The following is a 20,124-nucleotide window of genomic DNA, read 5'->3' as shown; positions in this document are numbered from 1 at the left end:
GCTCAGACCGGGGTCGCGTGGCGGTGCTCGCCGAAACCCGCCCCTTGCAGGGAGGTCATGAACAGGTCCTGCACCTGCTTCTGGCTGTCGAATACCGCCTCCGTCATCTCCTCGGCATATTGCCCCCAGAGGCGGCGATAGAGCGCGGAATAATCGTCGATCGCGCCGGAGTAGAACTCCGACCAGGCGGAGGCGATTGCGGCGGGATCGCCGGGATTGGACAGACTGGCGAGCAGGGCGCGGTCGCAGGTGATCCGATCGGTGGTGAAGCGCAGCCATTCCTGATTGAGCTGCAACATGCGATCGGCCGCCTGAGTTTGCATCGCGACGATCGGGCCAAGCAGTGCCGGGTCCGGCCCGTCTGGCGGTAGCAGGCGTTTCACGAGGTCAGCATAGCCCGCGTTGGTGCGGGCGATCGCGTCGGATTTGCGTGGCATAGGGGCCTCCCGGGATGTGATCTGACACATCGCGAGCTTTGCCGCGCGTGAGGCCGCGCGCATTGACCACGATCAATGCAGGTTGCGCGATGTGTGATCCACCGAGACATTCCGGGCCGGCGCGTCCTCGTTCTATCGCTGCCCTCCGCGTGTGGCAAAGTCCGGTGTGCGCCCGGGCGCATGTCCCTCGGACCCGAGTTTTGAGACGGGTGCTTTTCCGCCCCTGGACCATGTCTCGCGTTGAGACAGGCGCGGTGCGGAATCGGGCTCGGCAAGGGCCGCGCCGATCCGCTCATTCTGGTATTTCGCAAGCCGACGCAGTCGTCCGAGATCCCTGACTTCGAGATGGTCGGGCGCAAGCAGGCGGATCGCGCCGCGCTCTTCGATCTGGTGCAGCGCCCGGCACAGGGTCTCCACCGTCATGTCCAACAGCGACGCCAGATCGCGCCGGGTCAGCACGATGCGAATTTGCGGTGTGCTTCCGTCGGGCGCACCGGGGAGTTGTTCGATCAGCCAAAGCGCGAGCCGCTGCACGGTGCTGCGCCCGCGCATTTTCACGACGCTCAACTGCAGTTCTTCGAACTGCCGGTTCAGCGCCGACAGACAGCCGCGGAAGATCTGCGGATGCGTTTGCAGGAAATTGTGCCATGTTTGGCGTGGCATCCAGCAGATCGCGGTTTCGGTGGCGGCCTCGCTGGAAAACCCGTTCACCTCGCGGTCCGGATCCCCGATCAGGTGCCCCGCGCGTAGAATTTGCAGAACGTATTCGTCCCCGCCTTCGGTCAGAACGACGACCTTCACCAGCCCGGAGGCGACGATGCCGACCCGTTCCGCCACTTCGCCCTGAGCCGCAATCTCGGCGCCCTGGTGATAGGTTTCACGGTAGCTGCGATGAGCAAAATCGAGGAGCGCCTCGCTATCGAAGGCGCTACAAAGTCCTGTCTGGCGCGCGATGCAGTCCTCGCATTTCGCGTCGACTTGCGGCCGTATGGCCTGAGTGTTGAACATATTCCCCCCCCTTTATGCCCCCCGATCGATGGCAGTGGTCGGGCAACACGCGTCTTTTGTGACTGCAGGAATCTTGCCGCCTCAGGGGCCATCTGTCAGGCGAGAAATTGTAGAGAAATGTAGATTTCCGAAATATGAGAGGCATTTTGCGCAATAATATTGCGTATCGTGGCGCGCTGACTGACCTGCGGTGTGCCATCGGCGGAGTTTTGAAATGCGCATGAAAACGGCCCCGCCGGCCGAGCCTTGGGGACAGACGCGCGGTGGCCGGCGGGTTTCGCGAAAGGCTCTTCGAGCGGACTCGAACGGGTGAGGTAGCCCCAACCCTCCGCGAATATCCAAGTATACCCCCGCGCGGCGCGCGTGGCATTATTGGGCGTCAATCGCAGCCATGACCGCGCAGGCTGCGGCCCTTCGTCAGGTTGCGCATCAGCGCTCGGGTTTCGGTCCGCGCTCCGACCCAGTTCAGTGCCTGAAGTGTGAAAAGACGTGTTGCCCCTCCGGGCGCCCTGCGTGGATTGGCAAAACCCTGCCCAGAGAGCGCACCGAACCGGGTCTGCGCGGTTCGCATTGACGGCGGTCAATGGCGCGGCGGGCCGGATGCGGTTTAGCTGAACGGGCCTCATAGCCAAGCTCGAAGGAGTGTGCGGATGTTTCGTTGGATCACCCCAGAAAACAGCCCTGACCTTCTCCCGCTGCCGCGTAAGCCACGGCAGGACAGCCGCGCGACGAAGACCATTCCCTGGCCTTTGTCGGGAGCGCGCGCTGAGAAAACGGGACCGGATCGCGCGCTGGAAGTCTCTGCGCTGAGCGACCTCGGCCTCTCGACGCAGGAGATCGCGCGCTATCTCGGCCTCGCCCTGCAGGAAGTCGCCCGGCTGCAAGAGGCGGATCTCGACCTTGGCGCAAGCCTCGACAACAACATGACCCCGGTCTATCGCACCCACGCGGACGGGATGCGCCGCGTGGGCTGAGCGGGCAGCTCGGCGATCAACGGCGGGTCATGGTCACCGCCATCTGGCAGAGGATCTCGAACATCACCGAGACGCCGAGGAAGGCGGTCGCGCCGGAGGCGTCGAAGGGCGGGGAGACCTCGACCAGATCGGCGCCGACGATGTTGACCCCGTCGAGCAGGCGGATCACCTGCAGCGCCTGATAGGAATTGGGGCCGCCGACTTCGGGTGTGCCGGTGCCGGGGGCGAAGGCCGGGTCGATGAAGTCGATATCGTAGGAGAGATAGGTGGGCTTGGTGCCGACGATCTCGCGCGCCTCGGCCATCACATCCTCGACGCCGCGGGCATGGAATTCCTCGATCGGGATCACGCGCACGCCGACGCTATCGGCGAAATCGCGGTCCTCGCTGTCATAGGTCGAGCCGCGAATGCCGATCTGCACCACGCGTTTCGGGTCCAGGAGACCCTCTTCGATGGCGCGGCGGAACGGCGTGCCGTGGGTGTACATGTTGCCGCCGAAATAGCTGTGGAACAGGTCGGTATGGCTGTCGAAATGCACCATGCCGAGCGGCTCGGGCGTGCCCAACGCGCGCAGGATCGGCAGCGAGTTGAGGTGGTCGCCGCCTGCCGTGATCGGGCGGATGCCATGCGCGCGGACGGTCTCGAAGAACCGGGTGATCCGGTCCATCGCATCCTGAATATCGGCGGGGTTCGGGGCCACGTCGCCGAGATCGGCACAATTGACTATCTCGAAGGGGCGCACGCCGGTCGCACCGTTCTGCGCCCGGATCATCGTCGAGAGATCGCGCAGCTGGCGCGGCCCGTGGCGCGGGCCGGGACGGTTGGTGGTGCCGGAATCCCAGGGGCTGCCGATGAACCCGACCTGCACATCTTTCAGGCGCGGGTCGTCGAGTTCGACATGCGGCAGGCGCATGAAGGTCGGCACGCCCGCAAAGCGCGGCAGATCGAAGCCGGAAACCGGGTGGAAATAGGAATCGCTGGACATGGGGTCGCTCCTGTCAGGTCATGACACTGCCACCGTTCACGCCGAAGCATTGACCGGTGATGAAATTGCTCTGCGGGCCTGCGAGATAGCAGGCCATCGCGGCGATATCTTCGGGCTGACCGAACCGGGCGAGCGGCGTCGCCATGTCGATTGCCAGCTGTTCGGGGCTCATCGAGGCGGGGCTCGTCATATCGGTCTCGATCGAGCCGGGCGCGATGGCGTTGACGAGGATCTTCGGCGCAAGCTCGCGCGCCAGCGTCCGGGTCAGCGCGATGATCGCGCCTTTCGAGGCGGTGTAGGCGGACATTTCCTCGCGCCCCAGAAAGCCCAGATCACTCGCGATATTGATGATCCGGCCTTCCTCGGCCCGGCGCACGAAGGCGCGCGACGCAAGGAAAGTGCCGCGCAGGTTCACCGCGATCACCCGGTCGAATTCGTCGATCTTCGTCTCGGTAATTGGGCTTTCGCGCAGGATGCCCGCGTTGTTCACGAGAATGTCGATCCGCCCGAACCGGGACATGACGGCGTCGAACATCCCCTCGACCTGTGCCTCGTCGGAGACATCGGCGGGCAGGGATTCCGCCTCCGTCAGCTTTTGAAGCTCGGCCAGCGTGTCATGCGCCTGTGCATCGTCGGGATGGCAGAAGGCGACTTTCGCGCCCTGTTCGGCCAGCGCCAGCGCGATGGCGCGCCCGATCCCGCGCGAGCCGCCGGTGACCAGTGCGACTTTTCCCTGAAGGCTCATGACATTACCTCGCCGCGGTCGACGTTGAGCGCCTGACCGGTGATATTCGCGCCAGCCTCGGACGCGAGGAACATGTAAGGGTCGGCCATATCGGCGGGTACCATCAGCCCGTCGATCGCTTGCGCGGCCATGATCTCGGCTTCGACCTCGGCCTCGCTGCGGCCGCTGGATTCCGCCAGTTCCCGCAGAGAATTGGCCGCCGGTCCGGTTTTCACCCAGCCGGGGCAGATCGCGTTGACGCGGATGCCGCGGGGGCCCAACTCCTGCGCCCATGTCCGGGTCAGGCCCAGAAGCGCGTGTTTGCTCGCGACATAGGCCGAGAAGCCCGGCACGGCGGTGCGCGCCCAGATCGAAGCCGTGTTCAATATACGCCCACCCTCGGGGATGCGCGAGATCAGCGCGTCGGTCACGTTCTGCGTGCCGGTGATGTTGATCGCCACGATCCGCTCGAAGGTCGCATTGCCCAACGGGTTCGCACCGTTGAGCGGGGTGGGGCGCTCGAGGCCTGCATTGTTCACCAGCACATCGACGCGTTCGATATCGGCCAGCGCTTCGGTCACCATCGCGGCGTCTGCGATGTCGCAGCGGATCGCGCGGACCTCGCCGGGCAGGCTTTCGGCGGCGTCATGGATAGTCTCGGTCTCGGACAGGATGATCAGGTCGGCGCCCGCGCGCGCGAAGCCTTCGGCAATGCCATAGCCGATCCCGCTCGAAGCGCCGGTGACCAGAACGGTCTTGCCGGTGAAGTCGAATGTCACGCTCATTCCTTGCCGCGTCCTTCCTCTCGCATCAGCCGCATCAGATGGGCTTCCAGATCGGAGTAGCCGTCGAGTTTCACGGCCCTTTCCTTGTCGGCGATCCGTGCGCCTTGCTTGAACTCGGGCACGATCACCTCTTTCACGCGGCCCGGATGGCTCGACAGGAAAACGATCTTGTCGGCGAGGAAGATCGCCTCCTCCAGATCGTGGGTGACGATCACCATCGTCGTGTTGGTCTTCTCGGCGACGTCGATCATCAGCTCCTGCATCAGCCAGCGGGTCTCGGCATCGAGCGCGCCGAAGGGCTCGTCCATCAGCAGCACTTCCGGGTCGTTGGCCAGCGTGCGGGCGATCGCCACGCGCTGACGCATCCCGCCCGAGAGCTGCGATGGGTAGGCCTCGGCGAATTTCCCGAGCCCCACGAGGTTGATGAAGCGTTCCGCGCGTTCGCGACGCTCGGCGGCCGGGACGCCGTTGATCTGCATCCCGAACTCGACATTCTTGCGCACCGTCAGCCAGTCGAAGGAGGTATAGGCCTGAAAGACCATGCCTCGGTCGCGACCCGGTCCCTCGACGCGGCGGCCGCCGATGACGATCTCGCCGCCGCTCGGGGTCTCGAGCCCTGCGATCATGCGCAGGATCGTCGATTTCCCGCAGCCCGATGGGCCTAGCAGGACACAGATGGAGTTGCGTTCGACGGTGAAGCCCGCGCCCTCGACGGCGACCAGCTTGCGCCCGCCCGAGAGTTCGAATTCCTTCGAGATCTCGCGGATTTCCAATGCGGTTTCGGCACTCATGGTCACGCCTTTCTCAGATAGGGGAAGGCCCAGCGGTGCAGGGCGGAGAAAGTGAGGTCGAAGAGCAGCCCCAGTACCCCGATCACGACGATCCCCGACAGGATCTCATCGGTGTTCAGGAAGCGTCGCGCGCGCATCATCATCGCACCGATACCGGTGGTAGAGGCGACGATCTCGGCGATCACCAGATAGGTCCAGGTCATCGCCAGCATCTGGCGCATCGCGGTCACGATATCGGGCAGCACGGCGGGGAAGATCACCCGGGCCACGACCTTGTGGCGCGGTGCACCGAGCGTCAGGGCGGTCTCGACCAGCTCCTCGCGCACATTCTTGGTGTGATCCATGATCAGGGTGATCAGGAAGAAGATCACGCCGAGGAACAGCAACGCCAGTTTCGGCGCCTCGCCGGTCCCGAACCACATCAGTAGGATCGGGATGAAGGACGGCGCGGGGAGGTAGCGCCAGGCCGAGACGAAGGGGGCGAAGAAGGCCTCGATCGCGGGGAAGGACCCCATCATCACACCCAGCGGCACCGCCACGGCGCTGGCCAGCGCGAAGGCGATCAGCACGCGGCTGATGGAGATCAGGACGTCGCTGCCGAACCCGCGGCTGAAGAACAGGTCGAAAGTGGTCGCGAAGACCTGCTGCGGGGCTGGGACAAGAAGCGGGTTCACCAGACCGCTGGCCGAGGCGACGATCCAGATGCCGAAGAACAGCACCCAGATGGCGAGCGCGGAAAGCAGCTTCTGACGGCGGCTCACGGGCTTGCGCAGCTGGAGAAAGGGAGTGGGTCGGGCGCTCAAGGTAGATGCTCCGGCTTGGGGGAAGGGAAGCGCCGGGGATCGGCGCTTCCCGAGGGGTTTAGTGTGCGGTCAGGCTCTGGCGGTAACCGGCTTCGACCAGATCGCCCATCAGCGAGCAGTCGATGCCTTTCGACGCGTCGATCTTGTTTTCCATCAGACCGAGCTTGATCCACCAGTCATTGGTCATCGCGATCGAGTCGACCATCGAACCGTTCGCCATGCCGAGCGGGCCTTCGCCGTCGAGCACGCCGCACAGGCGGGCGGATTCGTCGAAGTCCATCATGTAGATGCCGCCCTCGAAGGACTTGCCGTTGGTCCCGATGACGTAGCCGATATCTTCCTCGGGCCACTGCAGGAACGACGCGAGCATCTTGTTGGTCTCTTCGGTGTGCTGGTTCCAGTAGGCCAGCCCTTCCCAACGCGCTTTAAGCACGGCCAGCGCCGCCTCGCGGTCGTTGGCGATGAAGTTCTTGTTCATATACAGAGCGTCCATGAAGATCCCGGTCTTCAGCATCTCCGGATCGGCGGTGTTCACGATGGACCGCGCGCCGGGTTTGGCTTCGAGGACCTTGGAGATCCACGGCTCGTACATGTAGGCAGCCGACAGATCGCCCGACATCATCGGACCGACGGCTTCATCGGCATTGAGGTTCACCCACTCGACCTGATCGGGGGTGATGCCCTCGGAATCGAGCCAGATCCCCATCAGCAGCTGACCGATATAGGCCTGCGGGGCCGAGACCTTCTTGCCGGGCAGATCGGCGGGCTCGGTGTCGGGCGCGAGAATGACGTGATCGACCCCGTAGGAGGGGTTGAGCTGGGCCACGTTCACCACATCGGTGCCGCGATCCACGACGAGAGGCGTGTAATCGGCGGTGCAGCCATAGACGTCGAGCTGACCCGCGGCGAGGGCAGCATGACCGCCCAGCGGATCTTCGAAAATCGTGATGTTCAGGTCGTAATCGGGGATCAGGTTCTCTTCCTTGGCGACTTCGAGCATGGCATAGCCCGGCCAGGAGACGCAGACCCCGACATTGACGGTTTCAGCGGCGGCAGCGGAGAGGCTGCCCGCGGAGAGGGCGACCGCGGAAGCGGCGGCGAGTTTGAGTACGGAGCGCATAAGCGGACCTCGCTGTTGGTATGGATTCTTGATCTTGTACAAAAACTTTATTCGATAAAAACTTTTATGCAATAAAAAATTTGTCTTGACCAAAGATGAGCAATTGCCGAAAACTGTCCGCAACCCTAGGAGGACTTAGTGAGCAACCTGCGCGCCCAACAAAAACAAGACCGTCGCAACCGCATCGTCACATCGGCCAAAGAGCTTTTTCGCGAGAAGGGCTATGACAAGACGACGATCGAGGCGATCGCGGTGGCGGCCGGCGTCTCGGGCGTGACGGTCCATAACTACTACGGAACCAAGGCCGGGGTGCTGCTCGCGCTGGTGATCGAAAGCGACAAGCAACTGCTGGAACGGCTCGATTCGACGCTGCCCGGGCCGGAGGCCGAGCTCGTCGAGCTGACGGTGGCGTTCGCGCACGAGATCATGGTTCACGCGATGCAGACTCTGGAGAAAGACATCTGGCGTCAGGTCATCGCGGCGGTGACGATCGAGGCGGGGACGCAGCTCTCCAAGGCCTATTTCAAGCTCGACGAACAGCTTGCCTCGGTGCTGGTGCGCCGGATCGAGGCGATGCAGCGGGACGGGCGGCTCAGTGCCGATCTGAACCCGCTCCATCTGGGCCGGGCGCTCTTCCAGCTGCAAAACGCCCGTTTCATCCAGTTCATTTCCACCGACGCCGCGCGCCGGGACGAGATCGAGACCTGGCTGCGCAACGATCTCGTGGCGCTGTTCTCGGTGACGCTCCCGGTGCCCGCCGATCCTTCCTGAGCGGAGAGTGACATGCTTCTCAACCCGATCACCTGGCCCGAGGGCAAGCGCAGCGCCGCCTGCGTGACCTTCGATATCGACGCGGATTCGCTGATCCGCACGGCGCGGCCTGAGGATGCCGAGCTGCGTCTGCAGCCGATCTCGATGGGCCGTTACGGGCCGACGGTCGCGGTGCCGCGCATCCTCGAGACCTATCGCCGTCTGGGGCTGACCCAGACCTTCTTCATGCCCGCCTGGGTGATGCAGAATTACCCCGAGACGGTCGAGACGATCCTGAAAGCGGGACACGAGATCGGTCATCATTCGTGGATGCACGAAGACCCGATGGAGCATTCCGACGAACGCGAGGCGGAGCTGTTCGAACGCGCGCTGGAGGTCCATGTTACGATGACGGGCCGGAAGCCGCGTGGCTATCGCGCTCCGGTCTATTCCTTCACGCCCGCGATGCTCAACCGGTTGATCGAGCACGGGTTTCTCTATGACAGTTCGATGATGGCCGACGAGTTGCCCTATCTGGTCGAGACGCCGAAAGGCAGCCTGATTGAGGTCCCGCCGCATTGGGGCACCGACGACTGGCCGCCCTTCGCGCATTTCGGCGAGATCGACTACCTGATGCCGATCCGCGCGCCCTCCGATGGTATCCGTGCCTTCGCCGAGGAATTCGACGCGATGCACGAGGCGGGCGGGTTCTGGATGCCGGTTCTGCACCCGTTCCTGACGGGCCGTCTGGCGCGCTGGCGCGAGATGGAGCGGCTGCTGGAGCGCGCGGTGGAGGCGGGCGACGTCTGGTTCGCCCCGATGGAAGAGATCGCCAGCCATGCGAAATCCGGGGCGTCGACGCTGCGCCGGGAACGGATCGGGATGGAGGGGTAACGCCCGATCGGCCGGGGAAAACCGTTATCGACCTGCGAATATAGATGCACCGCGGCGCCGAAAAGCGCCGCGGTGTCTTCGTTTAGGCCTGTGAGCGCTCAGAACTTCGCGTTGAAGGAAAGCTGCAGCGCGTGGCTCTCATAGTCGCTCGAGAAGGTCCCCGAGATCCCGGCATGCAGGCTGGAGGAGAACGTCCCGGTCTGGCCGAGCGGCACGTCGATCCCGACATCCGCAGTCACCCAGTTCATGTCGAAGCCATCGACCGGGGTTGCGCTGGAGGGCAGCCCGACGAAAGCGGTCTGAACGAGCTGATCGTCGCCGCTGACCTTGTTGTACTTGATCGCACCGGACAGGGTCGGGGCCTGTGCGCTCGAAGACAGCGCATATTGGCCACGCATCCCGGCGGAGGCGACGGTCACGGTGCCGGATTGATCCCCGACGGACAGGTTCCACGCGCCTGCGCCGGTTTCGTCGAAGCCGTCCACCGAGAGGTGATACATTTCGAGCGAACCCGTCGGGCCGAAGCGAAGACGATCTTGGCCGAACATGTACTCGGCATCGATTGCGCCGAAGACCTGATGGCCATCCGTGCTCGCCCGCGCGGTCGATCCCATGACATTGCGGCTCATGTCGTAGGAGAGATCCTGATAGCCGATCATGAACTGCGCCGCGCCGCCATTGCCGAAGGCCGTCCGCACGAATCCACCGACGAAGCCGCCGGAGCCATCGATGCTGCCGCGGCTCTGATCGGCATCGGAGGTGCCGTCCGAGTAGCCGCCGAAGACGCCGACCGAGACTTGATTGCCGACGAATTTCTCGCCGCCCAGCATCATGTAATGCGATTTGACGTCGTAGCCGATCGCATTGGTGGTGCGGTCGTAATTGGCTTTCTGCGCGCCCGCCGAGACGAAGGCATAGGTGTCGTCGCCGATCTTCCACGAGGTCGGCCCGCCCATCGTCGAAAGCGTGACCGATCCGTTCTGCGTCTGCGCAACGGGACGACCGATCCCTTTCGTGATGTTTTGCCCGAACTCGAAGCCGACAGCGCTGAAGGCGGGCAGGAAGCTGTAGCCCGTCGTCTCGAGCATGTCGTTGCGCGCGACCGGATCCGTGATCGCCATGATGTCGCTGATCGCGCTCTGATAGGTTCCTGCGTTCCCGATATCGAGATAGGGGATGTTGGCTGCCGCATCGAGGCGACCGGCGGTCGCGAACTGGTAGGGGGTCGCCGTTTGCTCCACGATCGGCGCGAAGATCGGCGCGATGCGCATCGTGACATTGCTGCCTGCGACATCGCCGAGATCGATGATGTAGTTCAGGTTGAGGTTGCGAAGATCCTCGACCACGTCCTGCGTGTAGAGGCCATTGGCCTGCATCGCCGCGACGATATCGGCGGGCACCGCGCCGCCGCCGGTATAGCCGAGATCCGCGACCGTCACGCCCAGCGAGTCGGCCATCGCCTGTAGCTTGCTGTCCAGATAGGTCGAGCTGTCGACGCCCAGATTGCCGTATTGCCACTGACCGGCGCTCAGGTTGTACCACGCGATGAGCTGGGCCTCGTCCGAGGCGACGGCCGTGCCGGTCGCGTCCCAGAAAATCGCTTTCGGCAGCATGCTGTTGTCGATCAGCGAGTTGCCGAAATAGGTGGCCAGAACGCTATTCGACAGGTTCGTCGCGTCGAGCGTGTTGGCGGTGTTCGCAATGGTCATCTCGGCGGAGGTGCTGTCGAAGAAGCCGATGCCTGCCTCTTCCTGACCGCCATCGCCGAAGAGCCCGTCGGGCAGGTTGAACTTCGAGATGTAATCGGGATCGAAGAGTGCCGCGGTCTGGGGGTCGCTCGGGTCGAAGGGGGTGAAGCTGTCACCCGAGCCGGTGCCGAGCTGCACCTTGAAGGCGATAATGCGGGCGCCGGTGAGGTTCGAGGTCTTGCCGTAGGTATAGTATTCCGTGATGCCGCCGCTCGATTGCGTCGAGAGCATGATATCCATCGGCGTCGGGCCGGTCAGCTGCGTCTTCACCCGTTTGCCCGAGCCGGGAGGGGCCGTACAGGTGAAATCCGGCGTGTTCGCCATCAGGCAGTTGGTGATGTCCTTCGGATTGTTCGTGTTGGGAAAGTCGGCGTTGACCTCCCCCGTCACGGCTTTGAGGCCGGGCGGCTGCACGCCTTCCGCCGGATCGGAGAAGATGAGGCCATCGCCGGTCACGCTGATGACGGGTGCGTCATCAAATGTGCCCGACCAGGCCGGAGTCCCGAGGCACAGCAGCAAAGCGGCGGGCGCTACGGTGCGTTTCAAATTGGTGAGTAGTGTGTTCGACATTCTTTGTCCCCATTCCCCAAGGCAAACGCTACGACAAGAAATCGTACGTCAATCGAGCCACTCTTTACGTAATTGAACTGACAACCTGTCCGTGCGTTTGCCTCGGCGCGTTTCAGAAGTTCCCTCGCACGGACTTCAGCCACCGCGCTAAGCTTCGGCCCGGAAGCTTTCTTTGATTTGTATCAATGATTTGGTGGGGTGTTCGGGGTGTTGCGGAAAAGAGACGGGGTGGATGTCGGTTTTGCTTTGCCGCCTATGAATGGCCTTGAGAAGGGGCTGCGGTTTGCAGCCCGAAAACGGCCTTGAAAGCACAGGGCGGCGCGGAGATTGGCCGCCCGCCCTGTGCGCGATTTCGTGCTATTCCGCCGCCGTCTCGGTCGGCATCGCGGGCAGGTCACTATCTGCCACGAGATGCCCGTCTCCGAGATTGCGCAGCATCAGGCGCTGCGGGCCCGTGCCCAGCTTGTAGACCGGGCTCGGCACCTCGCCGGACAGGCGCGGGGTGGGCTCGCGGACCTTGTCGGGGTCGGGGATCGGCACGGCGGCCCTCAGGCGTTTCGTGTAGGGATGTTGCGGCGCGCCGAAAATCTGCGCGCGCGTGCCCATCTCCACGATCTGGCCCATATACATCACCGCGATCCGGTCCGAGATATTCTCGACCACCGCCATGTCGTGGCTGATGAAGAGATACGCGATGCCGAACTCGCGTTTCAGCGCCTCCAGAAGGTCCAGCACCCGCGCCTGCACCGACACATCCAGCGCTGAGACGCTTTCATCCGCGATGATCAGCTTCGGCTGCAGCGCCAGCGCGCGGGCGATGCAGATCCGCTGACGCTGACCGCCCGAGAACTCGTGAGGATAGCGGTCGAGCTGATCGCGGGTGAGCCCCACGCGCTCGAAGAGGCCCGCGACTTTCTCGCGCTGTTCCTCGGGCGTGCCGATCCCGTGGATCACCAGCGGCTCGGCCACCAGTTCGCCCACGCGCATCCGCGGATCGAGCGCCGCCATCGGGTCCTGAAACACGATCTGCACGTCGCGGCGCATCTCTTTCATCTTCGCGCCGCTCAGCCCGCCCATCGTGTGGCCTGCGACCTCGATGCGGCCCTGATGCGGTACGAGGCCGGTCAGCGCTTTCGCGATAGTGGATTTGCCGCAGCCGCTTTCACCGACGAGCGAGAAAGTCTCGCCCTCCATGATGTCGAAGCTGACACCCTCGACCGCGTGGACGCGATGCGTGACCTGCGACAGAATCCCGCCGCGAATGTCGAAATGCACCTTCACGTCGCGCAGCCGCGCCACGGGTTTCGCATCCGTCGACGCGCCCGCAGCGCCGCTGCCATCGCCCATGCGCGGAACGGCAGCCAGAAGATCTTGCGTATAGGCCTCGCGCGGGGCGGTGAAAATCTGCGAGACAGCGCCCGTCTCGACCGCCTGACCCTGTTTCATGACGATGACGCGCTCGGCCATCTCGGCCACCACGCCCATGTCATGGGTGATCAGGATGATTGCGGTGCCCATCTCGCTTTGCAGATCGCGCAGCAGGTCGAGCACCTCGCGCTGCACCGTCACATCGAGCGCGGTGGTCGGCTCGTCCGCGATCAGCACGTCGGGGCGCAGCGCCAGCGCCATCGCGATCATCACGCGCTGCCGCATGCCGCCGGACAGCTCGTGCGGATATTGGGTCATCCGGCGCTCGGGTTCGGAGATGCGCACGCGGCGCAGCGCCTCGAGCGCGCGGGCGCGGGCCTCGCGTTTCGAGACCGGCTCATGCGCGCGGATCGCCTCTGAGAGTTGCAGGCCGATGCTCAGCACCGGGTTGAGCGACGTCATCGGCTCTTGGAAGATCATCGCGATGCGGTTGCCGCGCATGGCGCGCATCCGGCTTTCGGGCAGGCGCGTGAGGTCTTCGCCCTGGAAGCGGATCGCGCCCGAACTGACCCGCAGGGCAGGGGGCGGCAACAGCCCCATGATGGCCAGAGAGGTCAGCGATTTGCCCGAGCCGCTCTCGCCCGCGATCGCGATGGTCTCGCCGCGCGCCAGCGTGAAGCTCAGATCGCTGACCAGCGCCCGCTCGTGCCCCTCGGAACGCACGGAGATCGTGAGACCCTCGACGGACAGCACCGGCTGGGCGGGCTCCGGGGCCGTGACAGCCCCGGCTTGCGTTTGTTTCATTTCGATCATTCGAACACGTTTCTCGGGAAATAGAAGCTGACGACCCAGTTGGGCATATCGACGATCTCGGAAATGCGCAGATCGCCACAGGTCGAGACCAGCATATAGGCGTCGACCGCCGACATGCCGCGTTGCGCGCACAGAAGGTCGATCATACCGGAGACCGCATCGCGCGCGCCCGACATCAGGTCCGGACCGATGCCCGTCGTGACCTCGTAGCCCGCCGTGTCGAGGTGGCGCGTGACCGGCCCCGGCGTGGTGAAGCGCGGGAATTTCAGCGTCTCGTTCTTGATCAGATCGAAGCTGAGCACGCAGTTCATCGGGCTCTCGATCGCGGTGCCGCAGACCTCGCCATCGCCTTGGGCGGCATGGGTGTCGCCCACCGAGAACAGCGCGCCGTCGACCTCGACCGGCAGATAGAGCGTTGTGCCCGCCGCCAGATCGCGAATGTCGAGATTGCCGCCCACGCGGCGCGGGGGCACGATGGAATGCAGGCCTTTTTCGGCCGGGGCGACGCCGATGGTGCCGCAAAACGGCTTGAGGCCGACCTTGCCCTCGCTGCCCCAAAGCGCTTTGTCGGGCGAGGCCGCGTCGTATTTCCAGATCGTCAGCGCCGGATCTTCGAACTGATCCGCCAGCAGGCCGAAGCCCGGGATATTCGCGGTCCAGCCCCATGCGGAGCCTTCCTGCTCGCGCGGGCTGAAGCTGTCGATGGTGACCTTGAGCACGTCACCGGGCTTCGCCCCTTCGACATAGATCGGCCCGGAAACCGGGTTGATCTTGCCGAAATCGAGGGTCTTCACGTCTTCCACCGTCGAGGACGGCCCGAGCTGTCCGGCCGAGCTGTCGTGGCAGTGGAATTCGATGGTCGATCCCGGGGCCACCGTCTCGGCCGGGACAAACGAGTTGTCCCAGCCGAAATGGTGCTGTGCGCCATGGATCGTATAGTCACAGGCTTTGCACATGCGCGCTTACTCCGTCACGTACACGTAGTCGTAGTTCACCGGGATCGAGACCGGGTCGACATAGAGCGCATCCGCGCCACCCATACGGCCCGACTTCATGGTGTAGCGGTTCTCGTTGAACACCGGGACCCACGGGGCGTCTTCCATGACCTTCATGTAGACGTCGGACCATTTCTGCAGGCGCTCGTCCTGCTTGGCCGGGTCGGTGATCGAGTCCGCCTCGGTGGCCATCGCGTCGAGTTCCTCGTTGCAATACCACGACCAGTTCCAGCCGCCCTCGACCGCGCCCGCGCAGCCCAGGATCGGACCGTAGAAGTTGGACGGATCGGGGAAGTCGGCGATCCACGCCATGCCGCCCGACCAGATCATCGGCGCGGTCTTCGGCGTGCCGCCTGCTTCGATCACGTTGGCCTGCGCCAGCGCCTTGATGTCGACCTTCACGCCGATCTGCGACAGGTCCTGCTGGATCGCCTGAGCGATGCGCGGGTTCGGGTCGGTGTTCATCACGTAGAGCTCGGTCTCGAACCCGTCGGGATAGCCCGCATCCGCGAGCATCTGCTTGGCCTTTTCCTGATCGAAGGGGTAGCCCTCGTAATCCTTGGTATAGCCCGGCATCGACGGCGGCAGCGGCTGGTTGGCGGGCGTGGCGCGGCCGTTGATCATCTGCACGATGCGGTCCTTGTTGATCGCCATGTTCATCGCCTGACGCACCTCGACCTTGTCGAAGGGCTCCATCTGGACGTTGAGCGTGATGTAGCCGGTATGCAGCTGGCCACCCACGACGACCCGCTTGGCCTCGTCGGGATTGTCCATCACCTCGTTGAACTTCGCCGGCGGGATGCCGTCGCCGGGCACGTCCACCTCTCCCTGCTGCAGCCGCAGCAGCGCCACGATCGGCTCCTGACCGACCTCAAAAGTGATGCTATCGAGATAGGGCACACCCTCGCGCCAGTAGTCGGCGTTCTTCTCGAACACGAGCTGCTGACCGATGGTCCAGTCAGACAGCTTGAACGCGCCAGTGCCGACGGGATGCTTGCCGAAATCGGTGCCGTATTCGTCCACCGCTTCCTTCGGCACGACCGAGGCGAAGTTCAGCGCCATCACGTGCAGGAAGGTCGCGTCGGGGCGCGAAAGCTCGATCTTGACGGTGTAGGGATCGACGACGGTGACGCCTTCGAGGCTGGTGGCCGAGCCGTCCGCCATCGCGTCATAGCCCTTGATCGAGCCGAAGAAGCCGGCACCCGGCGACTGGGTCGCGGGGGTGGTGACGCGGTCGAGCGAGTATTTCACGTCTTCGGCCGTCATCTCGCGACCGTTGTGGAATTTCACGCCCTTGCGCAGCTTGAAGGTGAAGGTCGTGCCGTCGTCGGAAATCTCGTAGCTCTCGGCAAGACCCGGGCGCAGCTCGGTGGTGCCGGGGACGTAATCCATCAGACCGTCGAAGACGGATTTGATCATCGACCAGTTCTGCCAGTCATAGCCGATTGCCGGGTCGAGCGTGGCCACATCGTCCTTGTAGGTCACTATGATATTGCCGCCGGGCTTGGCGTTCGGATCGGGCTGGTAGTCCTGCGCCGAGGCGAAGCTGGCAAGACCCAGCGAGAGCGACAGCGCGCTTGTGGCAAGGATGTTTTTCATCAGGCTCATTTGAGGTGTTCTCCGTCAGTTGGACTTTTCTTTTGGTTCGCTCCCCGGTTGGCCCGGGGTATCTGATTGCGATCAGCGCAGCTTGATGCGCGGATCGATGAAAGGGGTGATTAGGTCGGCGAGCAGGTTGCCCAGCACGATCGCGCAGGCGGAAACGAGCGTGACGCCCATGATGATCGGAATGTCGACGCGCTGGATCGCCTGCCAGGCGAGCTGCCCGATACCGGGCCAGCCGAAGACGCTTTCCACGACGACGATGCCGGACATGAAGATGCCGATATCGATCCCGATCATCGCGATGATCGGCAGGATGGCGTTGGGCATCGCGTGCAGTGCCAGCACCCGGAAACGCCGCAGACCCTTGGCGCGTGCGGTGCGGATATAATCCGAACGCAGCACGTCGATCATGCTCGAGCGCATCATCCGGCTATACCAGCCCGAGCCCATGATCCCGAGCGTCAGCGCAGGCAGCACGAGGTTCGAGAAGCTGCCGTAGCCGCCGATCGGGAACCAGCTCAGCTTGACCGCGAAGACGTAAAGCAGGAGCAGGCCGACCACGAATTGCGGCGCCGAAACCGCGACGAAAGAGGTGATCATCAGCGACTGATCGAGCGCGCCGCCGCGCCGGATCGCGGCGACGATCCCCAGCGTGAGGCCCATGATCAGCTCGGCCACGATCGCGCCCAGCATCAAGAGAAGTGTCGCGGGCAGACGCGCGGCAATCAGGGTCGCGACTTCGGTCTTCTGCAGATAGCTGCGCCCCATATCGCCTTGGACCAGCCCGGTCAGATAGTGCCAGTATTGCACGATGAAGGGCTGATCGAGGCCAAGCTGGTGGCGGATATTGGCCACGGTCTCGGGCGTGGCCGAGCGGCCCGCGATCTGGCGCACCGGATCGGCCGGCAGCACGAAGAGCAGGAAGAAGGTGATGAAGGACACGCCCAGCAGGATCAGGGCGGCCTGGATCAGGCGGCGGATCAGATAGGCCAGCATCACTCACGCCCTCTCTGCGTCGGGTCGAGCACGTCGCGCAGCGCGTCGCCCACGAGGTTGAAGGACAGCGCCAGCAGCAAGATCGCAGCGCCCGGGATGAAGACGAGCCACGGGGCCGCCTGGAAATAGGTCTGGTTCTCGAAGATGATGTTGCCCCAGCTCGGCGTCGGCGGCTGAACGCCCACGCCGAGATAGGACAACGTCGCCTCCAGCAGCACCGTGGTCGAAATCCCCAGCGTGCCCCAGACGATGATCATCGGCACCAGATGCGGCAGGATATGGCGGAACAGGATGCGCACCGTGCCTGCGCCCAGAGTGCGCTCGGCGGCGACGAATTCGCGCTCGGCCAGCGCGGAGGTCTCGGTGAAGACCACGCGCGCCGTCTGCACCCAGTTCACCAGCGCGATCACCATCGCGACGATCCAAAGCGACGGCGTGAAGATCGCGGCAAGACAGATCGCCAGCAGAAGCGCCGGAAACGCCATCATCAGATCGGTGAAGCGCATCAGCACCGCGCCGATCCAGCCGCGGAAATAGCCCGCGGTGACGCCGATCAGCGTGCCGATGATCAGCGCGAGGCCATTCGCGACGACGCCGATGATCAGCGAGGTCCGCGCGCCATAAAGGATGCGCGAGAACAGGTCGCGGCCCAGCAGGTCGGTGCCCAGCCAGAACTTCTCGCCCGGCGGCATGGGCGAGCCTTCCAGCGTCAGCCCGTCGAACATCTGCTCCTGCGGCTCGAATGGCGCGATCCACGGCGCGAAGATCGCACCGAGCGTCACGATCGCGATGATCGCGAAGCCCAGCAGCGCGAGCTTGCGGCGCATCAGGCGGCGCAGGGCGCTTTGCGGTCGGGCCGGTCCCTCAGCCAAGGTCGCGTCGGTCATCACTCTTCCTTTGTTCGTCATGGTTGGCGACGATGCGGCGCGCGGCATCTTCGAACGTCACGCGCCATGCCATCGCCATCTGGCGCAGCTGGTCATAGGCCTCGGCCTCGCTCTTGCCGCGCGCGGCGAGCAGCGTGACCGCCCGCACCACCGTCTGGCGCTCATCGAGCCTGCGACGCAGATCCGCGATCTCGCCCGAGAGCTGCGCCCGCGCCTCGAAGGCGAGCTGCGCGATCAGCAGCGCCGAATAGACCCCGCCATCGCCCACGGGTTTGAGGATCTGCGCATGCGCGCCGGCCTCCAGCGACCATTCGATCCGGCCCGGTGCTTCGGTGCCGATCAAGGCGATCATCGGCATCGGGCTTTCGCCCGGCTTCCACGGAAATTGCTCGTCATAGCCCTGATCGGCATCGAAAAAGACGAAATCCCCCGACAGGGCCTCGGCGGGCAGTTCGGGCCAGCAATGGACGACCGTCAGGCCGATTGCGCGCAATTGCCGCTCGAGCGCCTGCACGGTCGCGTGGGGGCGGTGCAGGATATAGGCGCGCGCGCCGCCGAGATCGGGGATGCGGATCTTGCGCTTCATGAGACCACCTTCAGCCGGGGCGCTCCGGGCGCGATCGGATTGCGGCCGCGTGCGAGATAGGGATCGCCCGCGACGGCCTCGAACCGCTCACGAACCGCGAAGGCGCCGTTCTCGACCTGCGCGATCAGGACGGGCAGGGCGGTGTGATGGGTCGACAGGTCGATCCCTTCCGAGCCCTGCGGCGCATCGTGCAACAGCTGCGCGAGGCTCTGCTCGGCGGCGTCTTCATGCCCCGACAGCAAAATCGCGAGGCGATAGACCGACGACCATGCGGCTGCTTCATGCGAGGAGCCGAAATTGCGCTGCGCCTGCGGCCAGCCGGTCGCGCCCCGGAAATAGGGCCCGGCAGCGACCAACCCTTCGATCGCGGCGGGATGAATGGCGGGCAACTCGCATTCGGTCAGATTGCACGACAGGATCGGGCAGGTCTCGGGGCGGAAATGCGCGTCTTCCTGTCCGAGCTTGTGATAGGCTTCAAGGAAGGCGTATTGCGACGGGCCGATCAGGTTGTTGAGAATGAAGTCGGGCCGGGTCGCGCGGATCTCATTGATCATCCGGTCGACGTCGAGCGAGCCGAGCGGCAGGTAACGCTCGCCCAGAACCTCGCCACCGGCGCTGAGGATCACGTCCCGCGCGAGCCGGTTCATCTCCCAGCCCCAGATGTAATTCGAGCCGGTCAGGAAGCCCCGCCGCCCGAGCCGTGCAAAGGCCCAGCCAAGCAGCGGCAGCAAATGCTGGTTCGGGCAGGCATGGGTGTAGACGACATGATCGGAGGCCTCGAACCCCTCGTAGGGCACCGCATACCAAAGCGTCCCGCCCGCCTTCTCGAGCGTCGGGATCACCTCCTTGCGGCTCCACGAGGTGACGCAACCGACGACATGGCGGGCGTCGCTGTCGCGCAGGATCTCCTCGCAGAGCGGTCCGTAGGCGTCGATATTGCCCTGCGGGTCGCGCTCGATCGGGGCGAAGGTGATCGGGAGATCGGGCATCGAATTGATCTCGGCAATCGCGCTGAGCGCCCCGGTCCGGCAGGCTTCGGAGATCAACGAATAGCTTCCCGAGCGGGAATACAGCAGGCCAAGTTCAATCCGTTTCTTCATTTCCACTCTTGCAGACCCTTTGAGCCAAAACGCAAAACGCCCCGCTGACTTGCCGCTAACGTGCGGTGTCAAAGCGAGGCGCGAATGCCGTTCAGGTTATTCCGATGTGTCTTAAGGTTTGCAGCGCGCCCGTCAGCCGACAAGCGCAAATTGCGAAACCGCGCCGGGATCGGGAGGCTGAGCGG

General features: G+C 64.2%; 19 protein-coding genes. 3 read left to right on the top strand and 16 right to left on the bottom strand.

The genetic code is table 11. The features are described from left to right. Nucleotides 1-2 precede the first annotated feature (2 nt). Entirely contained in the window at nt 3-437 is a 435-nt protein-coding gene (locus ACZ7GB_RS18435) for a hypothetical protein (protein WP_152845565.1), read from the bottom strand. Between the two features lie 132 nt (nt 438-569). After that, nucleotides 570-1,445: a Crp/Fnr family transcriptional regulator gene (locus tag ACZ7GB_RS18430; protein WP_472159895.1), complete on the bottom strand. Its 876-nt coding sequence runs from the start codon at nt 1,443-1,445 to the stop codon at nt 570-572. Between the two features lie 650 nt (nt 1,446-2,095). Between ACZ7GB_RS18430 and ACZ7GB_RS18425 the strand changes: the two genes are divergently transcribed. Next, complete coding sequence (locus ACZ7GB_RS18425; protein WP_472159894.1) at nt 2,096-2,419, top strand: hypothetical protein; 324 nt, start codon at nt 2,096-2,098, stop codon at nt 2,417-2,419. A 16-nt stretch (nt 2,420-2,435) separates the two neighbouring features. Here ACZ7GB_RS18425 and speB read toward each other — a convergent pair whose 3' ends face one another. From speB to ACZ7GB_RS18395, 6 genes are read right to left on the bottom strand one after another with little or no spacing between them, the layout of a single operon-like run. After that, on the bottom strand, nt 2,436-3,404 hold the full coding sequence (gene speB / locus ACZ7GB_RS18420; RefSeq protein ID WP_472159893.1) for an agmatinase: 969 nt from the start codon (nt 3,402-3,404) through the stop codon (nt 2,436-2,438). 13 nt (nt 3,405-3,417) lie between these two features. Further along, entirely contained in the window at nt 3,418-4,149 is a 732-nt protein-coding gene (locus ACZ7GB_RS18415) for an SDR family NAD(P)-dependent oxidoreductase (protein WP_472159892.1), read from the bottom strand. Next, nucleotides 4,146-4,913, bottom strand: coding sequence for an SDR family NAD(P)-dependent oxidoreductase (locus ACZ7GB_RS18410; RefSeq protein WP_472159891.1), 768 nt, complete (start codon nt 4,911-4,913; stop codon nt 4,146-4,148). The genes ACZ7GB_RS18415 and ACZ7GB_RS18410 overlap by 4 nt, the downstream gene beginning before the upstream one ends. Then, entirely contained in the window at nt 4,910-5,704 is a 795-nt protein-coding gene (locus tag ACZ7GB_RS18405; RefSeq protein WP_078601523.1) for an ABC transporter ATP-binding protein, read from the bottom strand. The genes ACZ7GB_RS18410 and ACZ7GB_RS18405 overlap by 4 nt, the downstream gene beginning before the upstream one ends. Before the next feature lie 2 nt (nt 5,705-5,706). Further along, a complete protein-coding gene (locus ACZ7GB_RS18400) occupies nt 5,707-6,507 on the bottom strand; it encodes an ABC transporter permease (RefSeq protein WP_078572202.1) in 801 nt (266 codons plus the stop codon). Between the two features lie 58 nt (nt 6,508-6,565). Then, complete coding sequence (locus tag ACZ7GB_RS18395; RefSeq protein WP_472159889.1) at nt 6,566-7,627, bottom strand: ABC transporter substrate-binding protein; 1,062 nt, start codon at nt 7,625-7,627, stop codon at nt 6,566-6,568. Nucleotides 7,628-7,765: 138 nt separating this feature from the next. Between ACZ7GB_RS18395 and ACZ7GB_RS18390 the strand changes: the two genes are divergently transcribed. Both ACZ7GB_RS18390 and ACZ7GB_RS18385 read left to right on the top strand, forming a co-directional pair. Beyond that, nucleotides 7,766-8,398: a TetR/AcrR family transcriptional regulator gene (locus ACZ7GB_RS18390; RefSeq protein ID WP_078523171.1), complete on the top strand. Its 633-nt coding sequence runs from the start codon at nt 7,766-7,768 to the stop codon at nt 8,396-8,398. Between the two features lie 12 nt (nt 8,399-8,410). Beyond that, the gene (locus tag ACZ7GB_RS18385) at nt 8,411-9,271 is read left to right on the top strand and encodes a polysaccharide deacetylase family protein (protein WP_472159888.1); all 861 of its coding nucleotides are present in this window, start codon (nt 8,411-8,413) and stop codon (nt 9,269-9,271) included. 98 nt (nt 9,272-9,369) lie between these two features. Here ACZ7GB_RS18385 and ACZ7GB_RS18380 read toward each other — a convergent pair whose 3' ends face one another. The 8 genes from ACZ7GB_RS18380 to ACZ7GB_RS18345 form a co-directional block, all read right to left on the bottom strand. Next, the gene (locus ACZ7GB_RS18380; protein ID WP_472159886.1) at nt 9,370-11,589 is read right to left on the bottom strand and encodes a choice-of-anchor F family protein; all 2,220 of its coding nucleotides are present in this window, start codon (nt 11,587-11,589) and stop codon (nt 9,370-9,372) included. A gap of 357 nt (nt 11,590-11,946) precedes the next feature. After that, a complete protein-coding gene (locus tag ACZ7GB_RS18375) occupies nt 11,947-13,761 on the bottom strand; it encodes an ABC transporter ATP-binding protein (protein WP_472159885.1) in 1,815 nt (604 codons plus the stop codon). Between the two features lie 5 nt (nt 13,762-13,766). Next, nucleotides 13,767-14,726 carry an acetamidase/formamidase family protein gene (locus ACZ7GB_RS18370; RefSeq protein WP_472159884.1) on the bottom strand — a complete coding sequence of 320 codons (960 nt, stop codon included), beginning with the start codon at nt 14,724-14,726 and terminating at the stop codon, nt 13,767-13,769. Nucleotides 14,727-14,732: 6 nt separating this feature from the next. Then, complete coding sequence (locus tag ACZ7GB_RS18365; protein WP_083077947.1) at nt 14,733-16,364, bottom strand: ABC transporter substrate-binding protein; 1,632 nt, start codon at nt 16,362-16,364, stop codon at nt 14,733-14,735. A gap of 81 nt (nt 16,365-16,445) precedes the next feature. Then, complete coding sequence (locus tag ACZ7GB_RS18360) at nt 16,446-17,366, bottom strand: ABC transporter permease (protein ID WP_078523182.1); 921 nt, start codon at nt 17,364-17,366, stop codon at nt 16,446-16,448. Continuing rightward, the gene (locus ACZ7GB_RS18355; protein ID WP_078550588.1) at nt 17,366-18,253 is read right to left on the bottom strand and encodes an ABC transporter permease; all 888 of its coding nucleotides are present in this window, start codon (nt 18,251-18,253) and stop codon (nt 17,366-17,368) included. Before ACZ7GB_RS18355 ends, ACZ7GB_RS18360 begins: the two co-directional genes overlap by 1 nt. Next, a complete protein-coding gene (locus tag ACZ7GB_RS18350) occupies nt 18,231-18,839 on the bottom strand; it encodes an ANTAR domain-containing response regulator (protein ID WP_078541264.1) in 609 nt (202 codons plus the stop codon). The genes ACZ7GB_RS18355 and ACZ7GB_RS18350 overlap by 23 nt, the downstream gene beginning before the upstream one ends. Then, nucleotides 18,836-19,939: a transporter substrate-binding protein gene (locus ACZ7GB_RS18345; RefSeq protein ID WP_472159882.1), complete on the bottom strand. Its 1,104-nt coding sequence runs from the start codon at nt 19,937-19,939 to the stop codon at nt 18,836-18,838. Before ACZ7GB_RS18345 ends, ACZ7GB_RS18350 begins: the two co-directional genes overlap by 4 nt. Nucleotides 19,940-20,124: the final 185 nt, after the last annotated feature.

The sequence above is a fragment of the Thioclava sp. PTB-PU3-1 genome, from assembly GCF_055666785.1.
This window is presented reverse-complemented; position numbering and strand designations above follow the sequence as displayed.